Genomic DNA, 18,501 nt, shown 5'->3' with positions numbered 1-18,501 from the left:
CTCTCTGATGCCACTTATCTTCCCTTCGCTTGTCAAACCCGGTGCTGACTGAAAAAAACGCACGGCCAATCACACTCTGGTTTATCATCGTAGTTAATCGAATGGCGATCCGATTTAATCCCGACACCCATTGTAAGGCGAACAATGTCATGCCACGCCTGAAGGTTCACTGAGGTTACTGTGCAGCTCACGAGTTTTACTGATTATGGCTTACGGGCCCTGATTTATCTGGCCTCGTTACCCGAAGGCCAGCAGACCAATATTACTGCGGTAACCGACACGTACGGTTTGTCGCGTAACCATATGGTCAAAATCATTAATCAGCTGAGCCGGGCGGGCTATGTCGCTGCAACACGGGGTAAAAATGGCGGTATTCGTCTGGGTATGCCGCCGCGTCAGATTGTGATTGGTGAAGTGGTCCGCAGGATGGAGCCGCTACAATTAGTCGATTGCCCCTCCTGCTCCATTTCGCCCGCCTGCCGTCTTAAACAGGCGCTGCATGATGCAGTACAGCGATTTTTGCAGGAGCTGGATAACTATACGCTGGCCGATTTGGTCGAAGGCAATACGCCACTTTATGAAATCATACTGTCCAAATCGCCGGCGGATATAAATATTAAATGACATCGGAGGAACCGTTATGTCAAAAGATCCTTTTCAGGATAGAGAAGCTGAAAAATACGAAAACCCTATTCCAAGCCGTGAATTTATCCTGGCTTTATTAGAAAAACGTGAAAAACCGGCCAGCCGTGAAGAGCTGGCTGAAGAGATGAATCTGCACGATGAAGAGCAGCTTGAGGCGCTGCGTCGCCGCCTTCGCGCCATGGAGCGTGATGGTCAGCTGGTCTTCACCCGCCGTCAGTGTTATGCCCTGCCAGAACGCCTCGATCTCCTGCGCGGTAAAGTTATCGGCCATCGTGATGGCTACGGCTTCCTGCGGGCGGAAGGTCAGAAAGATGACCTCTATCTTTCCGCTGAACAGATGAAATTCTGCATGCACGGTGACGTGATCCTGGCGCAGCCGCTGGGTGCCGATCGCAAAGGCCGTCGCGAAGCGCGCGTGGTCCGGGTGCAGGAACCCCGCAACAATCAGATCGTTGGCCGCTACTTTACCGATGCCGGTGCCGGCTTCGTGGTGCCGGATGACAGTCGCCTGAGTTTCGATATTCTCATCCCGCCAGAAGAGACGATGCAGGCCCGTATGGGTTCCGTGGTGGTGGTAGAGCTGGTACAGCGCCCGAACCGCCGCAGCAAAGCGATCGGTAAAGTGATTGAAATCCTCGGCGAAGATATGGGCACCAGCCTGGCCGTGGATATGGCGCTGCGCACCCATGAAATTCCGCACACCTGGCCGCCGCAGGTAGAAGCCCAGATCAGCCAGCTGAAAGAAGAGGTGCCGGAAGAGGCGAAAAAAGGCCGCGTCGATCTGCGCAAACTGCCGCTGGTCACCATTGATGGTGAAGATGCCCGTGACTTCGATGATGCCGTCTACTGTGAGAAAAAGCGCGGGGGTGGCTGGCGTCTGTGGGTCGCGATTGCCGATGTGAGCTACTACGTTCGTCCGGGCACGCCACTGGATGATGAGGCGCATCAGCGCGGCACCTCGGTCTACTTCCCGTCACAGGTGGTGCCGATGCTGCCGGAAGTGCTGTCGAATGGCCTCTGTTCGCTTAACCCGCAGGTGGATCGCCTGTGTATGGTGTGCGAGATGACCATTTCGACCAAGGGTAAACTGACCGGCTTCAAACATTATGAAGCCGTGATGAACTCCCATGCGCGTCTGACCTATAACAAGGTCTGGAATATCCTGCAGGGCGACAAAGAGCTGCGTCAGCAATACGCGCCGCTGGTTAAAGATCTTGAAGAGCTGCATAACCTCTATCAGGCGCTGGATGCTGCACGCGAAGAGCGCGGCGGTATCTCGTTTGAGACGGAAGAGGCGAAGTTTATTTTCAACGCCGAGCGCCGTATTGAGCGGGTGGAACGCGTCTCCCGTAATGACGCCCACAAGCTGATCGAAGAGTGTATGATCCTGGCGAACATCGCCTCGGCACGCTTTGTGGAGAAAAATCAGGAACCGGCGCTGTTCCGCGACCACGATCGTCCAACCGACGAGAGCATCAAGAGCTTCCGTACCGTGCTCAATGAGCTGGGACTGAGCCTGCCAGGCGGCAACAAACCGCAGCCTGTTGACTATGCGGCGCTGCTGAAGCAGGTGGCCGATCGTCCGGATGCGGAAATGCTGCAGACCATGCTGCTGCGTTCCATGAAACAGGCGGTGTACGATCCGGAGAACCGCGGCCACTTCGGTCTGGCCCTCTCCTCCTATGCTCACTTTACCTCGCCGATCCGTCGCTACCCGGATCTGACGCTGCACCGCGCCATCAAATATCTGCTGGCAAAAGAGCAGGATGAAGGCAAAGGGCTGGTTCAGCGCGCCATTAAGTACCTGATGCCGAAAGATCGCAGCGTCGCCAAAGATCTGACGACCGCGACCGGTGGCTATCACTATGACATGCCGCAGATGCTGCAACTGGGCCTGCACTGCTCCCTGACCGAGCGCCGCGCAGATGAAGCGACGCGCGACGTGGCGGACTGGCTTAAGTGTGACTTCATGCAGGATCAGGTCGGTAACGTGTTCAACGGCGTCATCTCCAGCGTCACCGGATTTGGCTTCTTTGTGCGCTTAAACGATCTCTTCATTGATGGTCTGGTGCATGTCTCCTCACTCGACAATGACTACTACCGTTTTGACCCGGTGGGTCAGCGTCTGATTGGTGAATCGGGCGGGCGCACCTATCGCCTGGGTGACACCGTGGAAGTGCGGGTGGAAGCCGTGCATATGGACGAGCGTAAAATCGACTTTGCCCTGATCTCCAGTCAGCGGCAGGTGCGTGGCGAAGGAAAAACCGCGCGCGACCGCGCAAAACGTGACGATAAAGCGCCAGCGAAGCGCCGTCGTGATGCGAGCCGTAAGTCTAACTTCGAGCCGGACGCCGCCTTCCGGGGAGGCAAAGGCAAATCTGCCGGGGCAAATAGCGAGAAAAAAAGTAAAAACGTCTCGGAAAAAACCCGTAAAATCGCCGCCGCCACAAAGGCGAAGCGCGCCAGAAGAAAGACTGAGTCTGACTGAGGCGCGTCACCGCCTTTTCTCTCCGGAGAAAGGGCGGTTATTCTTTTCATTTCCAACCACTGAGCAGATTGATGAGCGAAATTATTTTTGGTATCCATGCCGTGCAGGCGCTGCTGGAACGTGCTCCACAACGTTTTCAGGAAGTCTTTATCCTCAAAGGCCGCGACGATCGTCGCCTGCAACCCGTGGTCGCCGCGCTGGAAGCTCAGGGGATCGTTATTCAGCTGGCGGAGCGTAAATGGCTCGACAGTCAGGTCGAAGGCGGGGTGCATCAGGGCATCGTGGCACGGGTAAAACCCGGCCGTCAGTATCAGGAGGGTGATCTGCCGGATCTGCTGCAGAGCCTGGACAAACCGTTCCTGCTGGTGCTGGATGGCGTCACCGACCCGCACAATCTGGGCGCCTGTCTGCGCAGCGCGGATGCGGCCGGTGTGCACGCGATTATCGTGCCGAAAGATCGTTCTGCCCCTCTGAACGCCACCGCCAAAAAAGTGGCCAGCGGCGCGGCGGAAAATGTGCCGTTGATCCGCGTCACCAACCTGGCGCGTACGCTGCGTCTGCTGCAGGAGTACAACATCTGGGTTGTCGGCACCGCAGGTGAAGCTGACCATACCGTCTTCCAGAGCAAAATGACTGGCCCGATGGCGCTGGTGATGGGCGCAGAGGGTGAGGGCATGCGTCGCCTGACCCGTGAACATTGCGATGAGCTGATCAGCATTCCGATGGCCGGCAGCGTTTCGTCGCTCAACGTCTCGGTGGCCACCGGCGTCTGCCTGTTTGAAGCGGTGCGCCAGCGCAACGCCTGATCCCCGATGTGATCCTCGCCACAAATTAGTTTCTGTACCAGGCATAACCCCGCGTCCTTCGCATACTTACGGAGTGACATCCGCGAGGAGTGGTTATGACCTGGACAACACACACCGTTTTTAATCAGCCCCATCCTCTCAGCAACAGTAATCTGTTTCTTTCCGATACGCCGCTAAGCGAAGCCCTTTCCCGTGAGGGGGCCGGGTGGGATCGGGAATGGCTGACCTCCGTTGGCTCACAGCTCGGCGGGGCCGAGTCGCTGGAGCTTGGCCGGCTTGCCAATACTGAACCCCCTGAGCTGCAGCGCTATGACGCCCGTGGCGTGCGACTGGATGAGGTCCGTTTTCACCCCGCCTGGCACCTGCTGATGCAGGGCGTCTGCGCCAGCCGCCTGCACAACCTCAGCTGGCAGCCTGCGGTTCGGGAACAGGCGAGCGTGGCGCGCGCCGCGCGCTTTATCCTGCATGCACAGGTTGAAGCGGGCACGCTCTGCCCGATGACCATGACACATGCTGCCATTCCGCTGCTGCAGACCTGTCTGCCCGCCGCATTTGAGGGCTGGCTCGATCCGCTGCTCAGCGACCGCTACGATACCCATGCGCAGCCTGGCGACCAGAAACGCGGCCTGCTGATCGGCATGGGAATGACAGAGAAGCAGGGGGGCAGCGATCTGCTTACCAGCACCACCTTTGCAGAACCGCTTGAGGCGCGCGGCCCCGGCGAAGCCTGGCGGCTGACCGGCCATAAATGGTTCTTCTCCGTGCCGCAGAGTGATGCGCATCTGGTACTGGCGCAGACGCCCGCCGGATTAAGCTGCTTCTTCCTGCCGCGACTGCTGCCCGACGGCACCCGCAATGCCATTCAGCTTGAACGGCTTAAAGAGAAGCTGGGCAATCGCTCGAACGCCAGTTGCGAAGTGGAGTTTCGCGAGGCGACGGGCTGGCTGCTGGGAGAAGAGGGTGAAGGGGTGCGGCTGATCCTGAAGATGGCCGGGATGACGCGCTTCGACTGTGCACTCGGCAGTCACGGGCAGATGCGGCGGGCCTTCTCGGTGGCACTCTGGCATGCTCACCAGCGTCAGGTGCAGGGGAAAAACCTCGTGGATCTGCCGCTGATGCGGCAGGTGCTGGCTCAGCAGGCGCTGCAGCTGGAGGGGCAGACTGCGCTGCTGATGCGCCTGGCGCGCGCCTGGTCCCAGCCGGCGAAACCGCATGAGGTCACCTTTGCCCGCTTATTTACCCCGGCCGCTAAGTATCAGATCTGCAAAGCGGGCGCGCCGTTTGTAGCGGAGTCGATGGAGGTGCTGGGCGGGATTGGCTACTGCGAAGCGAGTGAGCTGCCGCGTCTCTATCGTGACATGCCGGTCAACAGTATCTGGGAGGGGTCGGGCAACGTAATGTGTCTGGACGTCCTGCGCGTGCTCGCCCGCCAGGCTGAGGTGACTGAGATGCTGAATCAGGAGTTTGAGGCGGTAAAAGGAAGTAACCGGCATTTTGATGCGCGCTGGCGTCAGCTGCGGCTGAGACTCAGCCACATCCCTGAAGAGCAGGCGCGCGAGGTCACCCGCACGCTGCTGCTGCTGGCGACGGGCGCTCAGCTGCTGAAATATGCCGAGCCGCCGCTGGCCGATGCCTGGTGCCAGCAGTGGCTCGACCCGCGCGGTTCACGCCCGCTGGAAGCCGCAGTGACCGATCGTTTACTGGCCCGCGCCTGTGGCCGGTGACGCACCATAAAGAATCGCACTGGCGTACCACAAGCCAGGCATCACCGTTTCACTCAGCGCCACGATCTGATAGTAAACCGCTCCGGCCTGATTGGCCCGGGCGGCCACCGCCCGCTGGGCGTCATCCGGCGAGCCATGCACATTCACGGTGATATTACCCAGCTTCGGTAAGCCGCCACTCTGCGACCGTGAAATCTCCTGTGCCTGCTGCGTTGGGGCAGGCGGCGCTTCTGGCGTTGTCTGAAGGGCGGAACAGCCTGCCAGAAGCAGGCTCAGGATCAGTAAGTAAGCGGAACGCATAGCAAAACCCTTTTTCAGGACGAGACAGTAAGTGTATGTCATCGTCCTGAAGGCGGTCAGGCTTTAAGGCTGAATACGCTGACCAGTTGGGTGAGATGATGACCTTTATCACTCAGCGTCTGCGCACTGTTTTCCGCCTGCGCCACCAGCTCGCTGTTCTGATGGGTCGCCTGACTGATCTGATTCATCGCCAGATTAACCTGACCAATGCCCGCCGCCTGCTGCTGCGCCGCCACGTTGATCTCGCCCATCAGCGCCTGCACCTGCTCGATGTGCGTCACGATGTCACTCATCGCATCACGCGTCTGTTCAGAGAGCTGATGTCCCTCTGCCACGTTGCCGATGGAGGTGGCAATCAGCCCATCGATCTCTTTGGCCGCCTGCGCCGAACGCTGTGCCAGTGCCCGCACTTCTGCCGCGACCACGGCAAAACCGCGGCCCTGTTCACCGGCTCGCGCCGCTTCAACGGCAGCATTCAGCGCCAGGATGTTGGTCTGGAAGGCAATCGACTCAATCACATGGGTAATGTCCGCAATGCTTTGTGACGACACTTTAATCGCTGACATGGTGTTCACCGAGCGCTCCACCGTCTGGCTGCCGTGGCTGACGATTCCGCTGGCTTCCGCCACCAGGGACATCGCCTGACGCAGGCTGTCGGCGGTGTGTTCCACCGTTGCGCCAAACTGCTCCATGCTGGCGGAGGTCTGCTCGACGCTGCTGGCCTGACGTCCAATCTGCTCGCTGATGTTATGGCTGCTGACGGCGATGGTATCCGTACCGTCACTGATCTCCTGTGCGGCAACGCGCACCTGGCTGACGATTTTTTCCAGACCGTTTCCAATGCCGTTAATTGCCACGATCAGCTGGCCCACCTCATCAGAGCGGGTGGTCTTCAGGTTTACCTGCAGATTACCGGCGGCATACTGCTCCGCCAGATGGATCACCTGCTGCAGCGGATGGGTAATGGCCCTGCGGCTGTACCAGACAAACCCCAGCGCAAAGATCACCACCAGAATCAGTCCGGTCATCAGGAACAGGTTACGGCTGTGGGTAATCGGAGCCAGCAGGCTGGCACGGTTAACTTCGCCGGTGATCACCCAGTTCCAGCCCGGCAGCTGCTGCCAGGCCAGGATTTTCTGCTCACCGTCAATTTCCACCTGCTGCATGCCCTGTGGCTGCGTCAATAGCGGCTGCAGGATAGCGCTATCCCAGCCGGGCTGTTTTCCTTCGTTGTGCTGGTCAAACAGATAGTTGCCCTGCGTCTTACCGGGCGTGCCGTTGAGCACAAAGAAATGACCGCTGTCACCCAGCCGGCGAGCCAGGATTTTTTCGCGCATCAGCGCATACTGCTTGTCAATGCCGACGCCGACGAAGAGGATGGCAACGACCCTGCCACTCTCATCCTTTACCGGCTGGTACTGCGTGATATAGCGGTGGCCGAACAGCGTGGCCAGGCCCTGATATGTCCTGCCTTCGTGAACGCTTTTCCAGGCGGCGCCGGTGCGATCAAGCTGAGTACCGATAGCCCGACTGCCATCCTCCTTTTTCAGCGAGGTGGAGATGCGGATAAAATCATCGCCATCGCGCACAAAAATCGTCGCCACCGCCGCGGTGCGGTCAGTGAAATCGTCGACGGCGACCTGATCGAGGTTCAGCGTTTTTAATCCGGCGCGCAGCACGGGCGTTGAAAATGCGCCCACCTGAATTCTGGCGCTGTCATCAAGGCTGAAACGCCTGGGTAAAAAGCTGATAAACAGATTGGTATAGTGGCTCACCTCTTCGGTGAGGGTGGCGTTGAACATGGAGGCCATTTCATTAATGCCCTGCACCTGATTGTGCATGTCATCGATGGCGAGATTTTCCAGCTGGCGTGAGGCGTTGTGGCTTTGAGTCAGGGTGAGTACCAGCAACAGCAGCGCAACGCTGAGAGACGTCAGTACAGACAGCTTAACTCCAAGACTCAGGCCGCTGAGAGAGAGACGCTTCATAAATTACCTTTGAACAAGTTATGGGGGTACACCATCAACGGCAGGGAGGGGGAAAAGTTTAGGGCGAAATCCGGCCGCTAAGCGCAGCGGCACGTTTCGTTAAATCATCCACAGCACGTACACTGAAGCGGCACGCTTTCACCCCATCAGGAGAGACGATGATCGAACTCACGACAGAAACGCTGGCTGGTATTGAATGCCTGCACGCCACGCCTGCCGGACAGCGCCAGGCACCGCTGCCCACGGTGCTGTTTTATCACGGCTTTACCTCGTCGAAAGAGGTCTACGCCTACTTTGCGGTGGCGCTGGCGCAGGCAGGTTTTCGCGCGGTGATGCCCGATGCGGCGCGACACGGCGCGCGCTATGACGGTGATGCCGGGACACGCCTGGACCGCTTCTGGGAGATCGTGAAGCAGAACATTGATGAGCTGCCGCAGCTGGAAGCGGCGCTGCGAGATGAAAATCTGATCGCCGGTTCGCGTTTTGCGGTGGCGGGGGCCTCAATGGGCGGCATGACCGCCCTGGGGGCCATGGCGCGCTACCCACAGATTCACAGCGTCGCCTGCATGATGGGATCGGGCTATTTTATGCAGCTCAGTCACTCACTGTTTCCGCCGCGGCTCCCCGATTCGCCCGACCGTCAGGCGAAATTTGCTGCCCGTATGGCGCCTCTGGCGGAGTATGACCCCTGCAACCGGCTTACGGCACTGGCAGACCGGCCGCTGCTGCTGTGGCATGGCGAGGCGGATGAGGTGGTGCCCTGGGCGGAAACCGAGCGGCTGGAGAGGGCCCTGCGTGACAATGGCCTGGATCAGCATCTGACGTCGCTGTCGGAAAAGGGGATTGGGCATAAGATCACCCCCTCCGCCCTGACGGCGCTGGTCAGCTTCTTTCGTCATCAGCTGTAAACGATGAACGGGCGGAGCAGGATGCCGCCGCCCGTGACGCGACCGGTACTTACCAGCGCGCAGCCGATTTCTCAGCAGGACTGACAGGCGCGCTGACCGGGTTTCGTTCCGGCCTGTCCAGCCGGTTAACGTAGACATAACCGGATGCCGCTTCGCTGCTGTGACTTCTTATCTGCTGCGCACAGTCAGCATGGCTGGCAAGGGCGGGTGGAGACAGGAAGAGACCCAGGAAAGTGGCGATGACGAACGTTTTCATGCCCGACTCCTCACTTCAGGGAAGACACTCTGTGTGACGCCAGCGACCCTGTCGTGACGTCTGCTTTAATTTTAGCCACTGCCCCTGCGAACGCCAGATCGTCCCGCTGAACCTCTCTGTCAGCGTTTTTGAACGATCCCGCATTAACCCGCTGTTTTTACACTGTTCCCTTCCTGACCCACCGACTCTGCGTCCCCAGCCGCATTTTATTGAAATGTGCGCTTGAGTTTAGCCACGGTCGCCAGTATGATTACGCGTCAATTTTTCAGCCGCATTCTCAGGCTGTGTCCCACAAAGGCTCGTTACGGCGAACGGTTGTGGGACACAGCCTATAACGTTCCTTGCTTCCATGGGCCGCGGCTGACCCCGACAGGAGGCTGAATAATCCGTAAGGAGCAATTTCGATGCGTCATTACGAAATCGTATTTATGGTTCATCCTGACCAGAGCGAACAGGTTCCTGGCATGATCGAGCGTTACACTGGTGCTATCACTGGTGCACAGGGCACGATTCACCGTCTGGAAGACTGGGGCCGCCGTCAGCTGGCTTACCCGATCAACAAACTGCACAAAGCTCACTACGTTCTGATGAACGTTGAAGCGCCGCAGGAAGCGATCGATGAGCTGGAAACGAACTTCCGCTTCAACGACGCCGTTATCCGTAGCATGGTTATGCGCGTTAAACACGCGGTAACTGAAGCATCACCGATGGTTAAAGCGAAAGATGAGCGTCGTGATCGTCGCGAAGATTTTGCTAACGAATCCGCTGATGAGTCAGATGCTGGGGATTCTGAAGAGTAATCCATCGTGACGGTTAATCGACTGCGCTTGTCCGGCACTGTGTGCAGGACGCCGGTTCGAAAAATTAGCCCGTCAGGAATTCCTCACTGTCAGTTTGTGCTAGAGCACCGCTCAGTGCAGGAGGAGGCCGGGTTTCACCGGCAAGCCTGGTGTCGTATGCCGGTGATTATCAGCGGCAGCACCCATCAGGTGATTACTCAACATATAACGGTCGGCACGCAACTCACACTGGACGGTTTCATTAGTTGCCATCAGGCACGCAATGGCCAGAGCAAAGTGGTGTTCCATGCCGAGCAGATTGAATTGATAGATTCTGGAGACTAGCCTAATGGCACGTTATTTCCGTCGTCGCAAGTTCTGCCGTTTCACCGCGGAAGGCGTTGTTGAGATCGATTACAAAGACATCGCAACGTTGAAAAACTACATTACCGAAAGCGGTAAAATTGTCCCGAGCCGTATCACCGGTACTCGTGCAAAATACCAGCGTCAGTTGGCTCGCTGCATCAAGCGCGCGCGTTATCTGTCTCTGCTGCCGTACACTGATCGTCATCAGTAATCGGCAACTGTCCATTAACGACTTTAAGAGGATAAGGTAATGCAAGTTATTCTGCTTGATAAAGTAGCAAACCTGGGCAGCCTGGGTGATCAGGTTAACGTTAAAGCGGGCTACGCTCGTAACTTCCTGGTTCCACAGGGCAAAGCTGTTCCTGCTACCAAGAAAAACGTTGAGTATTTCGAAGCACGCCGTGCTGAACTGGAAGCCAAACTGGCTGACGTTCAGTCTGCAGCGACTGCACGCGCTGAGAAAATCAATGCACTGGGCACCGTGACCATCACGTCTAAAGCAGGCGATGAAGGTAAGCTGTTCGGTTCAATCGGTACCCGCGACATCGCTGATGCAGTTACTGCAGCTGGCGTTGACGTAGCGAAGAGCGAAGTTCGTCTGCCGAACGGCGTTCTGCGTACTACCGGTGAGCATGAAGTAGACTTCCAGGTCCACAGCGATGTATTCGCTAAACTGACCGTGAAGGTTGTTGCTGGTTAATTTTATTAACTGAGCACGACAAAATCGCCGGCCCTGTGCCGGCGTTTTTGTTTTTATGCCTTGCTCAGCTACTGCGCGCGGATAAAGCTGCCGTCTGTCTGACGGGTAAACAGCACCGGGCCCTCTGCGCCCTCCACCGTCAGTCCCGTTACCACACCCTGTGCATCCTGTCGGATTTTGACCTGCTGACCACTTTTCAGTGAGCTGAGGGGCTGATCGTTGCCTTCCACCCGCGCCATCGCAAACACATCATTGACCGGCAGGCTGTTGTCACGAAACAGCTGCGCCAGCGTCTGGCCGGACGCGATGGTCAGACTGCGCCACGCGCCCTGAGAGTCTGCTTTTGGCGTCTGCTGTGATGAGGAGGCCTGCCCGGAGCGGGTGTTATCGTAGATATCCGCCTGCATCGGCACCTCTTTCTCTGCGGAAGGCGTAACCGGCTGCTCGACCGGATAGCGCGGCGTCGTGGCAGGCCAGAGAAACGCCACCAGCATAACCAGCAGCGCCGCCACAATGCCGCGACGGTGCGGTGCGGGCAGCGGTGCCATCCAGCGGATGTCGTCGGTAAAATGCCAGATTCGCTGAAGCCATGTCGGCAGGCGGGATGACGTCTCAGAAGCCATGCGGGGTTCCTCCTCTCCGGCAGGCTGCGCTGGCCTGCGTGCGGCCAGCCAGGTCTGCAGCCGGGATATCATATGTGTTGCGCGCGTCCGGCGGCGTCGTGGGGCGATCTGGCCCATAGTTGCTCTCTTCTTCGTGTGCCACAGACGGGGGGGTATTCCGTCGATAGTTATAGTATGGGCAATACTGGCGCGAAGTGCCTGCCAGCATTGATAAATCTGACGGCTCTATTGTTTCTCTTTCGCCGGGAAAAGTCATCTGCGATGCAGGGCATTTTACGCCAGCGGCCTGCGCTGCTATGCTGCCGGTTCGAATTTATCCGAGAGTGAAAGGAACGAAGATGACTACCCCTTCTTTCGACAGCGTCGAAGCACAAGCAAGTTACGGTATTGGTTTACAGGTTGGCCAGCAGTTGCTGGAATCTGGTCTGCAGGGGCTGCAGCCAGAAGCACTGCTCGCGGGCCTGCGCGACGCGCTGGAAGGGAACTCGCCTGCCGTACCGGTTGATGTCGTTCATCGCGCACTGCGTGAAGTTCATGAACGCGCTGAAGGCGTACGTCGTGAGCGCACCGAAGCCATGGCAGCAGAAGGTCAGGCGTTCCTGCAGGAACATGCGCAGCGTGAAGGCGTGAACAGCACCGAATCCGGTCTGCAGTTCAGCGTGATTACTCAGGGCGAAGGTCCTATCCCATCGCGTCAGGATCGCGTACGCGTGCACTACACCGGCAAACTGATCGACGGCAGCGTGTTTGACAGCTCAGTGGCGCGTGGCGAACCGGCAGAGTTCCCGGTGAGCGGTGTGATCCCTGGCTGGATTGAAGCCCTGACCCTGATGCCGGTTGGCTCAAAATGGGAACTGGTGATCCCACAGAACCTCGCGTATGGCGAGCGCGGTGCGGGTGCCTCCATCCCACCATTCAGCACCCTGATTTTCGAAGTGGAACTGCTGGAAATTCTGTAATTGCCGGACGCTGCAACCGCCCGGTTGCAGCGTTTTCTCCTGCCTTACTTCTGCTGTAAATTCACCTGCCACAACGCGAAGCCAGTCGCATCTGTCCCTTTGGGCTGAAGCGGATATTGCGCATGCTGCTTAATAAACCCGGTCGCTTTCTCCCCCGGTGCCGTCTCAAACTGGATGTCCAGCGGCGTGGATGCGTTAATCGGGGCCAGCCGCCAGTTATTGTCCGCTTGTGGCTGGACTTCCCCGTGCGCCTTAGTCTCTGCACTGATATAGGCTGCCACCACCGAACGGTTCTCATCCGGCGAGGCAAAGGCGACATACTTATCGCCGGTGCCGGCAAATTTGCCGCCATAAGCACGATAGTTGTTCGTTGCCACCAGGAAGGTCGCCTGCGGGTTGATCGGCTTACCCTGCCAGCTCAGCTGACGGATACGGGAGGCATCAGGATGGATCAGCTGGCACTCGCTGTCGTAGCGCGCTGGCTGGGTCACATCGATCTGATAGGTGACCCCGTCGATCACATCGAAGTTATAGGTGCGGAAATCCCAGTTAATCAGCGACTGGGTTTTCGTACTGTGCGGATCGATCTGGTTAAACTGGCCTGCAGAGCACTCCAGCCACTCTTTAACCTGCGCCCCGCTGACCTTCATGACCACCAGCGTGTTGGGGTAGAGATAAAGATCGGCGGCGTTGCGGAAGGTCAGCGGCCCTTTCTCCACTTCGACATAGCTGGCCGGATCGTTTTTACGCCCGCCCGCCTTGAAAGGCGCCGCCGCTGAGAGTACCGGCAGACGGCCCAGATCGGGATCGCCCTGAATGAAGTGCTCGACATAGGCGCGTTGAGCGTTGTTGACGATCTGCACGGTGGGATCGTCCTGCACCAGCGACAGGTAGCTGTACATCACGTCGGCGGACTTGCCGATGGGTTTCGCCACAAAGTCGCGCGTGGCGCGGTGATCCTCAGCCAGGACCTTCACCAGCGCGGGATCTTCTGCGGCGAGAGACTTTTTCGCTGCGATGTCATAGATCGGGCGCGCCTCAGCTTTGCCGCTCGTGACCTGCCACCTGCCGTTGTCATTGTTCAGCACCAGGTCGACCACGCCCAGGTGATCGCCCCACATGCCGGGCATCACCGCAGGCACACCGTTCAGGGTGCCGTTCTTAATGTCTGCGCCTTTGATCGCGGCAAAATCTTTACCGGGGAAGACGGCGTGGGCATGGCCAAACAGGATGGCGTTGATGCCTTCAACCTGGCTGAGATAGTAAACCGAGTTCTCCGCCAGGGTGTGATACGGCTCGCTGCTCAGGCCGGAGTGCGGAATCGCGATGACCAGATCCGCGCCCTGCGCACGCATCTCCGGCACATAGCGGCGCGCCGTTTCCGTGATGTCATCGACCCGCACCTTGCCCTGCAGATTGGCTTTATCCCACACCATGATCTGCGGCGGCACAAAGCCGATATAGCCAATCTTCAGGGTCCGGGTTTTGCCTTCACGATCAACCAGCGTGGTGGATTTGATGAGGTAAGGCGTAAACAGCGGCTTGCCACTCTTCACGTCAATGACGTTGGCATTGACGTAGGGAAAGCGGGCACCGGCCAGCGCTTTCTTCAGGTAGGGCAGGCCATAATTAAATTCATGATTGCCGAGGTTGCCGACGCTGTAATCCAGGGTGTTGAGCGCCTTGTAGACCGGGTGGATCTCCCCCTCACGCAATCCCTTTGCCGCCATGTAGTCGCCCAGCGGACTGCCCTGAATGATATCGCCGTTGTCGACCAGCAGGCTGTTTTTCACCTCCTGGCGCGCGGCGTGAATCAGCGTGGCGGTGCGCACCAGGCCAAACTTTTCGGTTGGGGTATCTTTGTAGTAGTCGAAATCCATCATGTTGCTATGAAGATCGGTGGTTTCCAGTATGCGTAGATCGACCGTTGCGGCCTGTGCGGCGGCGGAAACGCCAAGTGCCAGTAAGACTATGCCGGGCTTAAACATGCCTGCTCCTGCTGCAAAATAATTGGGGATCTCAAAATAATGTAAAAGCCTGCCGGTGGGTCATTTTAAATCGTGATGGATATAACGTTTTGGCGCATCGGAGGCGGCACCGGATTCCGGCGGGCGCGCAAAGTGGCGCAGGCGTGGCGATAAACGGGTAACTATGATATTGATATATCTATAAATTGGCGCGCTGGTCAGCCTGTAAATGGGCAGGTCAGGCGAAACTGCTAAAATGTCACTGTCTGACGGAAAGCTGATCCTGCAGCAGAAAGACACAACGAGGTGAAAAATGTTAGAGCAAATCTGCCAACTGGCACGCGAAGCAGGCGACGCGATTATGCAGGTCTATAACGGTGCCGCGCCGCTTGACGTTTCTCACAAATCGGATGATTCGCCGGTGACCGCCGCGGATATCGCTGCGCACGAGGTCATCCTCTCTGGCCTGAAGCAGTTAACCCCCGATCTGCCGGTGCTGTCAGAAGAAGATCCGCCCGCCTGGACAGAGCGTCAGCACTGGCAGCGCTACTGGCTGGTCGATCCCCTGGATGGCACCAAAGAGTTCATCAAACGCAACGGCGAATTTACGGTAAACATTGCGCTGATTGAGGCGGGCAAGCCGATCCTGGGCGTGGTTTATGCCCCCGCGCTGGGTGTGATGTACTCTGCGGCGGAGGGAAAGGCGTGGAAAGAGGAGGGCGGTCATCGTGAACAGATTCATGTGCGTGACGCACGACCTCCGCTGGTGGTGGTGAGCCGTTCCCATGGCGACGATGAGGAGATGAAAGAGTACCTGAAGCAGCTGGGCGAGCATCAGACCGTTGCAACCGGCTCCTCGCTGAAATTCTGCCTGGTAGCGGAAGGGAAAGCTCAGCTCTATCCCCGTTTCGGACCCACCAATATCTGGGACACCGGTGCAGGTCATGCGGTGGCGATGGCAGCAGGCGCGCATGTGCATGACTGGCAGGGTAAAACCCTGGATTACGCGCCGCGCGAATCTTTCCTGAACCCCGGCTTCCGCGTGTCGCTGTTTTAACGCGGGCTGAGCGTCTGTCTTCTGACGCCCCGGCGAGCTTCGTGCCCGCCGGGGCGTCTGCTATTCCGCCTTCAGCAGTGAGGTGACCAGAGCAATCACGTCTGTCACTTCATCCTGCGTCAGCGGGCCATCCTTCACAAATTTCACCGTGCCCTGTCTATCCAGCACGACGATGGCGGAGCTGCCCGGCTGCAGCTGCCAGGCGTGCTGCACATTGCCCTTGCTGTCGACGATAAACTGCGACCAGGGATACTGCTGCTTATTGGTTTCAATGCTGCTGCGCACAAACATGCCGGTGCCGGGGATCGCATCATCGGTGTTAACGATGGTAGTGGTCTGATAGCGGTCATGCGGCAGCTTCGCGGCCTTAATCGCCTCTATCAGCGCGGCGTTCATCTCTTTGGCGGAGGAGCGCCCGGCAATGTGCTGGATCACGCGAACTTTTCCACTCAGCTGCGCGCTATTCCAGTTTTTATAGCTAAACTTCTCCTGCTGCAGTATCAGCTCGCCTTTGTCGTTGACGCCCGTGGCGGGCACGCGGGAATCGAGCCTGAGGTCGTGGGCCATGACGCCCGCCGGTATGAGTAATGACAGCGCCACGGCTGCCAGAATATTTCGCATCGCACTTTCCTTAAGTGATCAGACCAGTCAGTCATTTTACTGCAATAGTAAGCAGGGATGATGCGGCTGTCGTGGAAAGGTGTCAGGTTTGTTATGCCCGCCACAATTCCTTAACCAACGAAGGTTTATACTGTGTCATATGAGAGTCATAACAGACTGTTCTGTAATGATGTGTCAACTCAGTAAAAAAATTCATTTTTCGGAACACCAGTAGTGTTCGGTGTTCTATAGTTATCGCGAATTCGCGCTTCATGGGCTGGTACCTACTTTGGAAACGGCGAAGCGTGCTTTAAAAATGTACAGGAGTCAGTCAGTATGAAAATCTTCCAGCGCTATAATCCGCTGCAAATAGCGAAATATGTCAAAACGCTGTTCAAAGGAAGGTTGTATATCAAGGACGTTGGCGCGTTCGAGTTCGATAAAGGGAAAGTGTTAATCCCGCGCGTCAAAGACAAACAGCACCTGAGCGTGATGTCAGAAATTAACCGCCAGGTCGTTCGTCTCAAGCTTGAGTTCAACTAATCAAAAGGGCGCCGATGGCGCCCTGAATGTTTTATAAGCCAGACCCTTCGCTATCCCTGCTCGTCTTCGCTTTTTGTCATGCTCAGCACCGGCGGTCGTTCATCGATGCGGGTGACCAGCAGCTGGTCGATGCGGTAGCTGTCAATATCCACCACCTCGAACTTGTAGCCGGCAAACTTCACAAAGTCGGTTCGCTTCGGGATCTTACGCAGCATATACATCATAAAGCCGCCGATGGTTTCGTAGTTGCCTGACTGCGGGAAATCGTCGATGTCCAGCACGCGCATCACGTCATCAATCGGCGTGCCGCCTTCAACCAGCCACGAGTTCTCATCACGCGCGACGATCTGCTCTTCCATGCCCTGACCGACCAGATCTCCCATCAGCGTGGTCATCACGTCGTTCAGGGTAATGATGCCCACCACCAGCGCATATTCGTTCATGATTACCGCAAAATCTTCACCGGCGGTTTTGAAACTTTCCAGCGCTTCGGAGAGGGTCAGCGTATCCGGCACAATCAGCGCAGAACGAATCTGCAGGCCGCTGTTCAGCGCCATACTCTGGTTGCCCAGCACGCGCAGCAGCAGCTCTTTGGAGTCGACATAGCCGACTATATGGTCGATATCCCCGCTGCAGACTAAAAACTTAGAGTGCGGATGTTCGGCGATTTTACTCTTAAGGCTGGCCTCATCTTCATGCAGATCAAACCAGACGATGTTCTCACGCGAGGTCATGGAGGAGGGAACGGTTCGCGACTCCAGCTCAAACACGTTTTCAATCAGCTCATGCTCCTGCTTACGCAGCACGCCCGCCAGCGCACCGGCTTCCACCACCGCGTAGATATCATCGGAGGTGATGTCATCTTTACGCACCATTGGCAGCTTGAAGAGGCGGAAGAAGACGTTAGCCAGACCGTTAAACAGCCAGACCAGCGGACGCATCACCAGCAGGCAGAAACGCATCGGATTGATGATGCGCAGCGCGATGGTTTCGGGGGCGACCATTCCAACCCGCTTTGGGGTTAAGTCGGCGAACAGGATAAACAGGCTGGTCACGATGGTGAAGGAGCAGATAAAGCTGAGCTGCTCAGCCAGTTCCGGCGGGACGAAGCGGCTGAAGAGGCCGCTGAAGACCGGTGAAAAGGCAGCGTCACCGACGATACCGCCGAGGATGGCGACGGCGTTAAGGCCAATCTGGACGACGGTAAAAAACATACCCGGCGTTTCCTGCATTTTCAGGACGCGCTGCGCGTTAACGTTGCCTTCATCGGCGAGCAGTTTCAGTTTGATCTTGCGGGCGGCTGCCAGCGAGATCTCCGACAGAGAGAAAAAAGCACTGACGACAATCAGTAAAAGAATGACAAGTAAGCTATCTAACATAAGTGATCCAAAGGGTTATCCACTTGTCATTTTTGGCCTGGGCAGCGTGAGCAAGCGCGAACGGGGCGGTTACTCGTTAAACAGGGCTATCCGTGCCAAAAATGTCTGCGCCAGTTCGACAGGCTGAACGCTGCCGGGGCAGAAATGAAAACAGGCGGGATGCCTGTGGCTGCAGATTATAGCAGGAGCGCTTATCAGGCCGCCAGAGGGCAAACCGCCGGTTCCGGCGGCATTCACGGTCAGGGCGGTCAATAGCCCGCTCAGATTTCTCTGAGTGACTCCATCAGGCGGGGTCATTCCCCGCCGCAGGAGTTGTATCGATCTCCTCATTTACCGACAATAGCCCGGATATTTGACTTAGATGTTACTGCTACGCCGCCATTTGGCATAAAGTGCGGCTATGATAGGGGTGT

At 57.4% G+C, this 18,501-nt stretch carries 19 protein-coding genes; 12 read left to right on the top strand and 7 right to left on the bottom strand.

Annotated features, from left to right (window positions below; all coding sequences use genetic code 11):
• Positions 1 to 180: 180 nt before the first annotated feature.
• The 4 genes from nsrR (at position 181) to AC6I7A_RS17085 (ending at position 5,663) form a co-directional block, all read left to right on the top strand.
• The gene (nsrR, locus tag AC6I7A_RS17100) at positions 181 to 624 is read left to right on the top strand and encodes a nitric oxide-sensing transcriptional repressor NsrR (protein WP_046102609.1); all 444 of its coding nucleotides are present in this window, start codon (positions 181 to 183) and stop codon (positions 622 to 624) included.
• 16 nt (positions 625 to 640) lie between these two features.
• A complete protein-coding gene (gene rnr / locus AC6I7A_RS17095; protein ID WP_046102608.1) occupies positions 641 to 3,133 on the top strand; it encodes a ribonuclease R in 2,493 nt (830 codons plus the stop codon).
• Between the two features lie 71 nt (positions 3,134 to 3,204).
• A complete protein-coding gene (gene rlmB / locus AC6I7A_RS17090) occupies positions 3,205 to 3,939 on the top strand; it encodes a 23S rRNA (guanosine(2251)-2'-O)-methyltransferase RlmB (RefSeq protein WP_009087460.1) in 735 nt (244 codons plus the stop codon).
• Positions 3,940 to 4,034: 95 nt separating this feature from the next.
• A complete protein-coding gene (locus AC6I7A_RS17085; protein ID WP_058956515.1) occupies positions 4,035 to 5,663 on the top strand; it encodes an isovaleryl-CoA dehydrogenase in 1,629 nt (542 codons plus the stop codon).
• Here the strand turns inward: AC6I7A_RS17085 and bsmA are convergent.
• Together bsmA and AC6I7A_RS17075 are read right to left on the bottom strand one after the other, a co-directional pair.
• Positions 5,637 to 5,963, bottom strand: coding sequence for a biofilm peroxide resistance protein BsmA (bsmA, locus tag AC6I7A_RS17080; RefSeq protein ID WP_009087458.1), 327 nt, complete (start codon positions 5,961 to 5,963; stop codon positions 5,637 to 5,639). The genes AC6I7A_RS17085 and bsmA overlap by 27 nt on opposite strands.
• Positions 5,964 to 6,019: 56 nt before the next feature.
• Positions 6,020 to 7,951 carry a methyl-accepting chemotaxis protein gene (locus AC6I7A_RS17075; protein ID WP_058956514.1) on the bottom strand — a complete coding sequence of 644 codons (1,932 nt, stop codon included), beginning with the start codon at positions 7,949 to 7,951 and terminating at the stop codon, positions 6,020 to 6,022.
• Positions 7,952 to 8,109: 158 nt separating this feature from the next.
• On the opposite strand from AC6I7A_RS17075, the gene yjfP reads away from it, so the two are divergent.
• Entirely contained in the window at positions 8,110 to 8,859 is a 750-nt protein-coding gene (yjfP, locus tag AC6I7A_RS17070; protein WP_058956513.1) for an esterase, read from the top strand.
• Positions 8,860 to 8,908: 49 nt separating this feature from the next.
• Here the strand turns inward: yjfP and AC6I7A_RS17065 are convergent, their stop codons facing one another.
• On the bottom strand, positions 8,909 to 9,115 hold the full coding sequence (locus AC6I7A_RS17065; RefSeq protein WP_009087452.1) for a hypothetical protein: 207 nt from the start codon (positions 9,113 to 9,115) through the stop codon (positions 8,909 to 8,911).
• Between the two features lie 404 nt (positions 9,116 to 9,519).
• Here AC6I7A_RS17065 and rpsF point away from each other — a divergent pair, with 404 nt between their 5' ends.
• From rpsF to rplI, 4 genes are read left to right on the top strand one after another with little or no spacing between them, the layout of a single operon-like run.
• Entirely contained in the window at positions 9,520 to 9,915 is a 396-nt protein-coding gene (gene rpsF, locus AC6I7A_RS17060) for a 30S ribosomal protein S6 (protein ID WP_009087450.1), read from the top strand.
• A gap of 6 nt (positions 9,916 to 9,921) precedes the next feature.
• Entirely contained in the window at positions 9,922 to 10,239 is a 318-nt protein-coding gene (gene priB / locus AC6I7A_RS17055; RefSeq protein ID WP_009087448.1) for a primosomal replication protein N, read from the top strand.
• A 4-nt stretch (positions 10,240 to 10,243) separates the two neighbouring features.
• Positions 10,244 to 10,471 (top strand): 30S ribosomal protein S18, encoded by a 228-nt coding sequence (gene rpsR / locus AC6I7A_RS17050; protein WP_002210155.1) that lies wholly within the window; start codon positions 10,244 to 10,246, stop codon positions 10,469 to 10,471.
• A 39-nt stretch (positions 10,472 to 10,510) separates the two neighbouring features.
• Positions 10,511 to 10,960, top strand: a complete 450-nt coding sequence (gene rplI / locus AC6I7A_RS17045; RefSeq protein WP_058956512.1) for a 50S ribosomal protein L9 — start codon at positions 10,511 to 10,513, stop codon at positions 10,958 to 10,960.
• A gap of 68 nt (positions 10,961 to 11,028) precedes the next feature.
• Here rplI and AC6I7A_RS17040 read toward each other — a convergent pair whose 3' ends face one another.
• Positions 11,029 to 11,700, bottom strand: coding sequence for a LysM-like peptidoglycan-binding domain-containing protein (locus AC6I7A_RS17040; protein ID WP_150030241.1), 672 nt, complete (start codon positions 11,698 to 11,700; stop codon positions 11,029 to 11,031).
• Between the two features lie 221 nt (positions 11,701 to 11,921).
• On the opposite strand from AC6I7A_RS17040, the gene bamJ reads away from it, so the two are divergent.
• Positions 11,922 to 12,542 (top strand): BamJ family beta-barrel-assembly machinery protein, encoded by a 621-nt coding sequence (gene bamJ / locus AC6I7A_RS17035; RefSeq protein ID WP_009087442.1) that lies wholly within the window; start codon positions 11,922 to 11,924, stop codon positions 12,540 to 12,542.
• 44 nt (positions 12,543 to 12,586) lie between these two features.
• On the opposite strand, the gene AC6I7A_RS17030 is transcribed toward bamJ, so the two are convergent.
• Complete coding sequence (locus AC6I7A_RS17030) at positions 12,587 to 14,530, bottom strand: bifunctional 2',3'-cyclic-nucleotide 2'-phosphodiesterase/3'-nucleotidase (protein ID WP_058956511.1); 1,944 nt, start codon at positions 14,528 to 14,530, stop codon at positions 12,587 to 12,589.
• A 292-nt stretch (positions 14,531 to 14,822) separates the two neighbouring features.
• On the opposite strand from AC6I7A_RS17030, the gene cysQ reads away from it, so the two are divergent.
• A complete protein-coding gene (gene cysQ, locus AC6I7A_RS17025) occupies positions 14,823 to 15,566 on the top strand; it encodes a 3'(2'),5'-bisphosphate nucleotidase CysQ (RefSeq protein WP_046102601.1) in 744 nt (247 codons plus the stop codon).
• A 60-nt stretch (positions 15,567 to 15,626) separates the two neighbouring features.
• Here the strand turns inward: cysQ and AC6I7A_RS17020 are convergent, their stop codons facing one another.
• Complete coding sequence (locus AC6I7A_RS17020) at positions 15,627 to 16,187, bottom strand: YtfJ family protein (RefSeq protein WP_058956510.1); 561 nt, start codon at positions 16,185 to 16,187, stop codon at positions 15,627 to 15,629.
• A 315-nt stretch (positions 16,188 to 16,502) separates the two neighbouring features.
• Between AC6I7A_RS17020 and AC6I7A_RS17015 the strand changes: the two genes are divergently transcribed.
• Positions 16,503 to 16,709, top strand: coding sequence for a DUF1107 domain-containing protein (locus tag AC6I7A_RS17015; RefSeq protein WP_003855513.1), 207 nt, complete (start codon positions 16,503 to 16,505; stop codon positions 16,707 to 16,709).
• Between the two features lie 50 nt (positions 16,710 to 16,759).
• On the opposite strand, the gene paeA is transcribed toward AC6I7A_RS17015, so the two are convergent.
• A complete protein-coding gene (gene paeA / locus AC6I7A_RS17010) occupies positions 16,760 to 18,088 on the bottom strand; it encodes a polyamine export protein PaeA (protein WP_009087434.1) in 1,329 nt (442 codons plus the stop codon).
• Positions 18,089 to 18,501: the final 413 nt, after the last annotated feature.

This window comes from Type-F symbiont of Plautia stali (assembly GCF_059731105.1).
The sequence above is the reverse complement of the archived record's forward strand: the minus strand, read 5'-3'. Positions and strand labels throughout refer to the sequence as shown.

Coding starts and splice junctions, on each gene's coding strand:
- rnr (WP_046102608.1), top strand. CDS start 641: ATGTCAAAAGATCCTTTTCAGGATAGAGAAGCTGAAAAATACGAAAAC.
- rlmB (WP_009087460.1), top strand. CDS start 3,205: ATGAGCGAAATTATTTTTGGTATCCATGCCGTGCAGGCGCTGCTGGAA.
- AC6I7A_RS17085 (WP_058956515.1), top strand. CDS start 4,035: ATGACCTGGACAACACACACCGTTTTTAATCAGCCCCATCCTCTCAGC.
- bsmA (WP_009087458.1), bottom strand. CDS start 5,963: ATGCGTTCCGCTTACTTACTGATCCTGAGCCTGCTTCTGGCAGGCTGT.
- AC6I7A_RS17075 (WP_058956514.1), bottom strand. CDS start 7,951: ATGAAGCGTCTCTCTCTCAGCGGCCTGAGTCTTGGAGTTAAGCTGTCT.
- yjfP (WP_058956513.1), top strand. CDS start 8,110: ATGATCGAACTCACGACAGAAACGCTGGCTGGTATTGAATGCCTGCAC.
- AC6I7A_RS17065 (WP_009087452.1), bottom strand. CDS start 9,115: ATGAAAACGTTCGTCATCGCCACTTTCCTGGGTCTCTTCCTGTCTCCA.
- rpsF (WP_009087450.1), top strand. CDS start 9,520: ATGCGTCATTACGAAATCGTATTTATGGTTCATCCTGACCAGAGCGAA.
- rpsR (WP_002210155.1), top strand. CDS start 10,244: ATGGCACGTTATTTCCGTCGTCGCAAGTTCTGCCGTTTCACCGCGGAA.
- rplI (WP_058956512.1), top strand. CDS start 10,511: ATGCAAGTTATTCTGCTTGATAAAGTAGCAAACCTGGGCAGCCTGGGT.
- AC6I7A_RS17040 (WP_150030241.1), bottom strand. CDS start 11,700: ATGGGCCAGATCGCCCCACGACGCCGCCGGACGCGCGCAACACATATG.
- bamJ (WP_009087442.1), top strand. CDS start 11,922: ATGACTACCCCTTCTTTCGACAGCGTCGAAGCACAAGCAAGTTACGGT.
- AC6I7A_RS17030 (WP_058956511.1), bottom strand. CDS start 14,530: ATGTTTAAGCCCGGCATAGTCTTACTGGCACTTGGCGTTTCCGCCGCC.
- cysQ (WP_046102601.1), top strand. CDS start 14,823: ATGTTAGAGCAAATCTGCCAACTGGCACGCGAAGCAGGCGACGCGATT.
- AC6I7A_RS17020 (WP_058956510.1), bottom strand. CDS start 16,187: ATGCGAAATATTCTGGCAGCCGTGGCGCTGTCATTACTCATACCGGCG.
- AC6I7A_RS17015 (WP_003855513.1), top strand. CDS start 16,503: ATGAAAATCTTCCAGCGCTATAATCCGCTGCAAATAGCGAAATATGTC.
- paeA (WP_009087434.1), bottom strand. CDS start 18,088: ATGTTAGATAGCTTACTTGTCATTCTTTTACTGATTGTCGTCAGTGCT.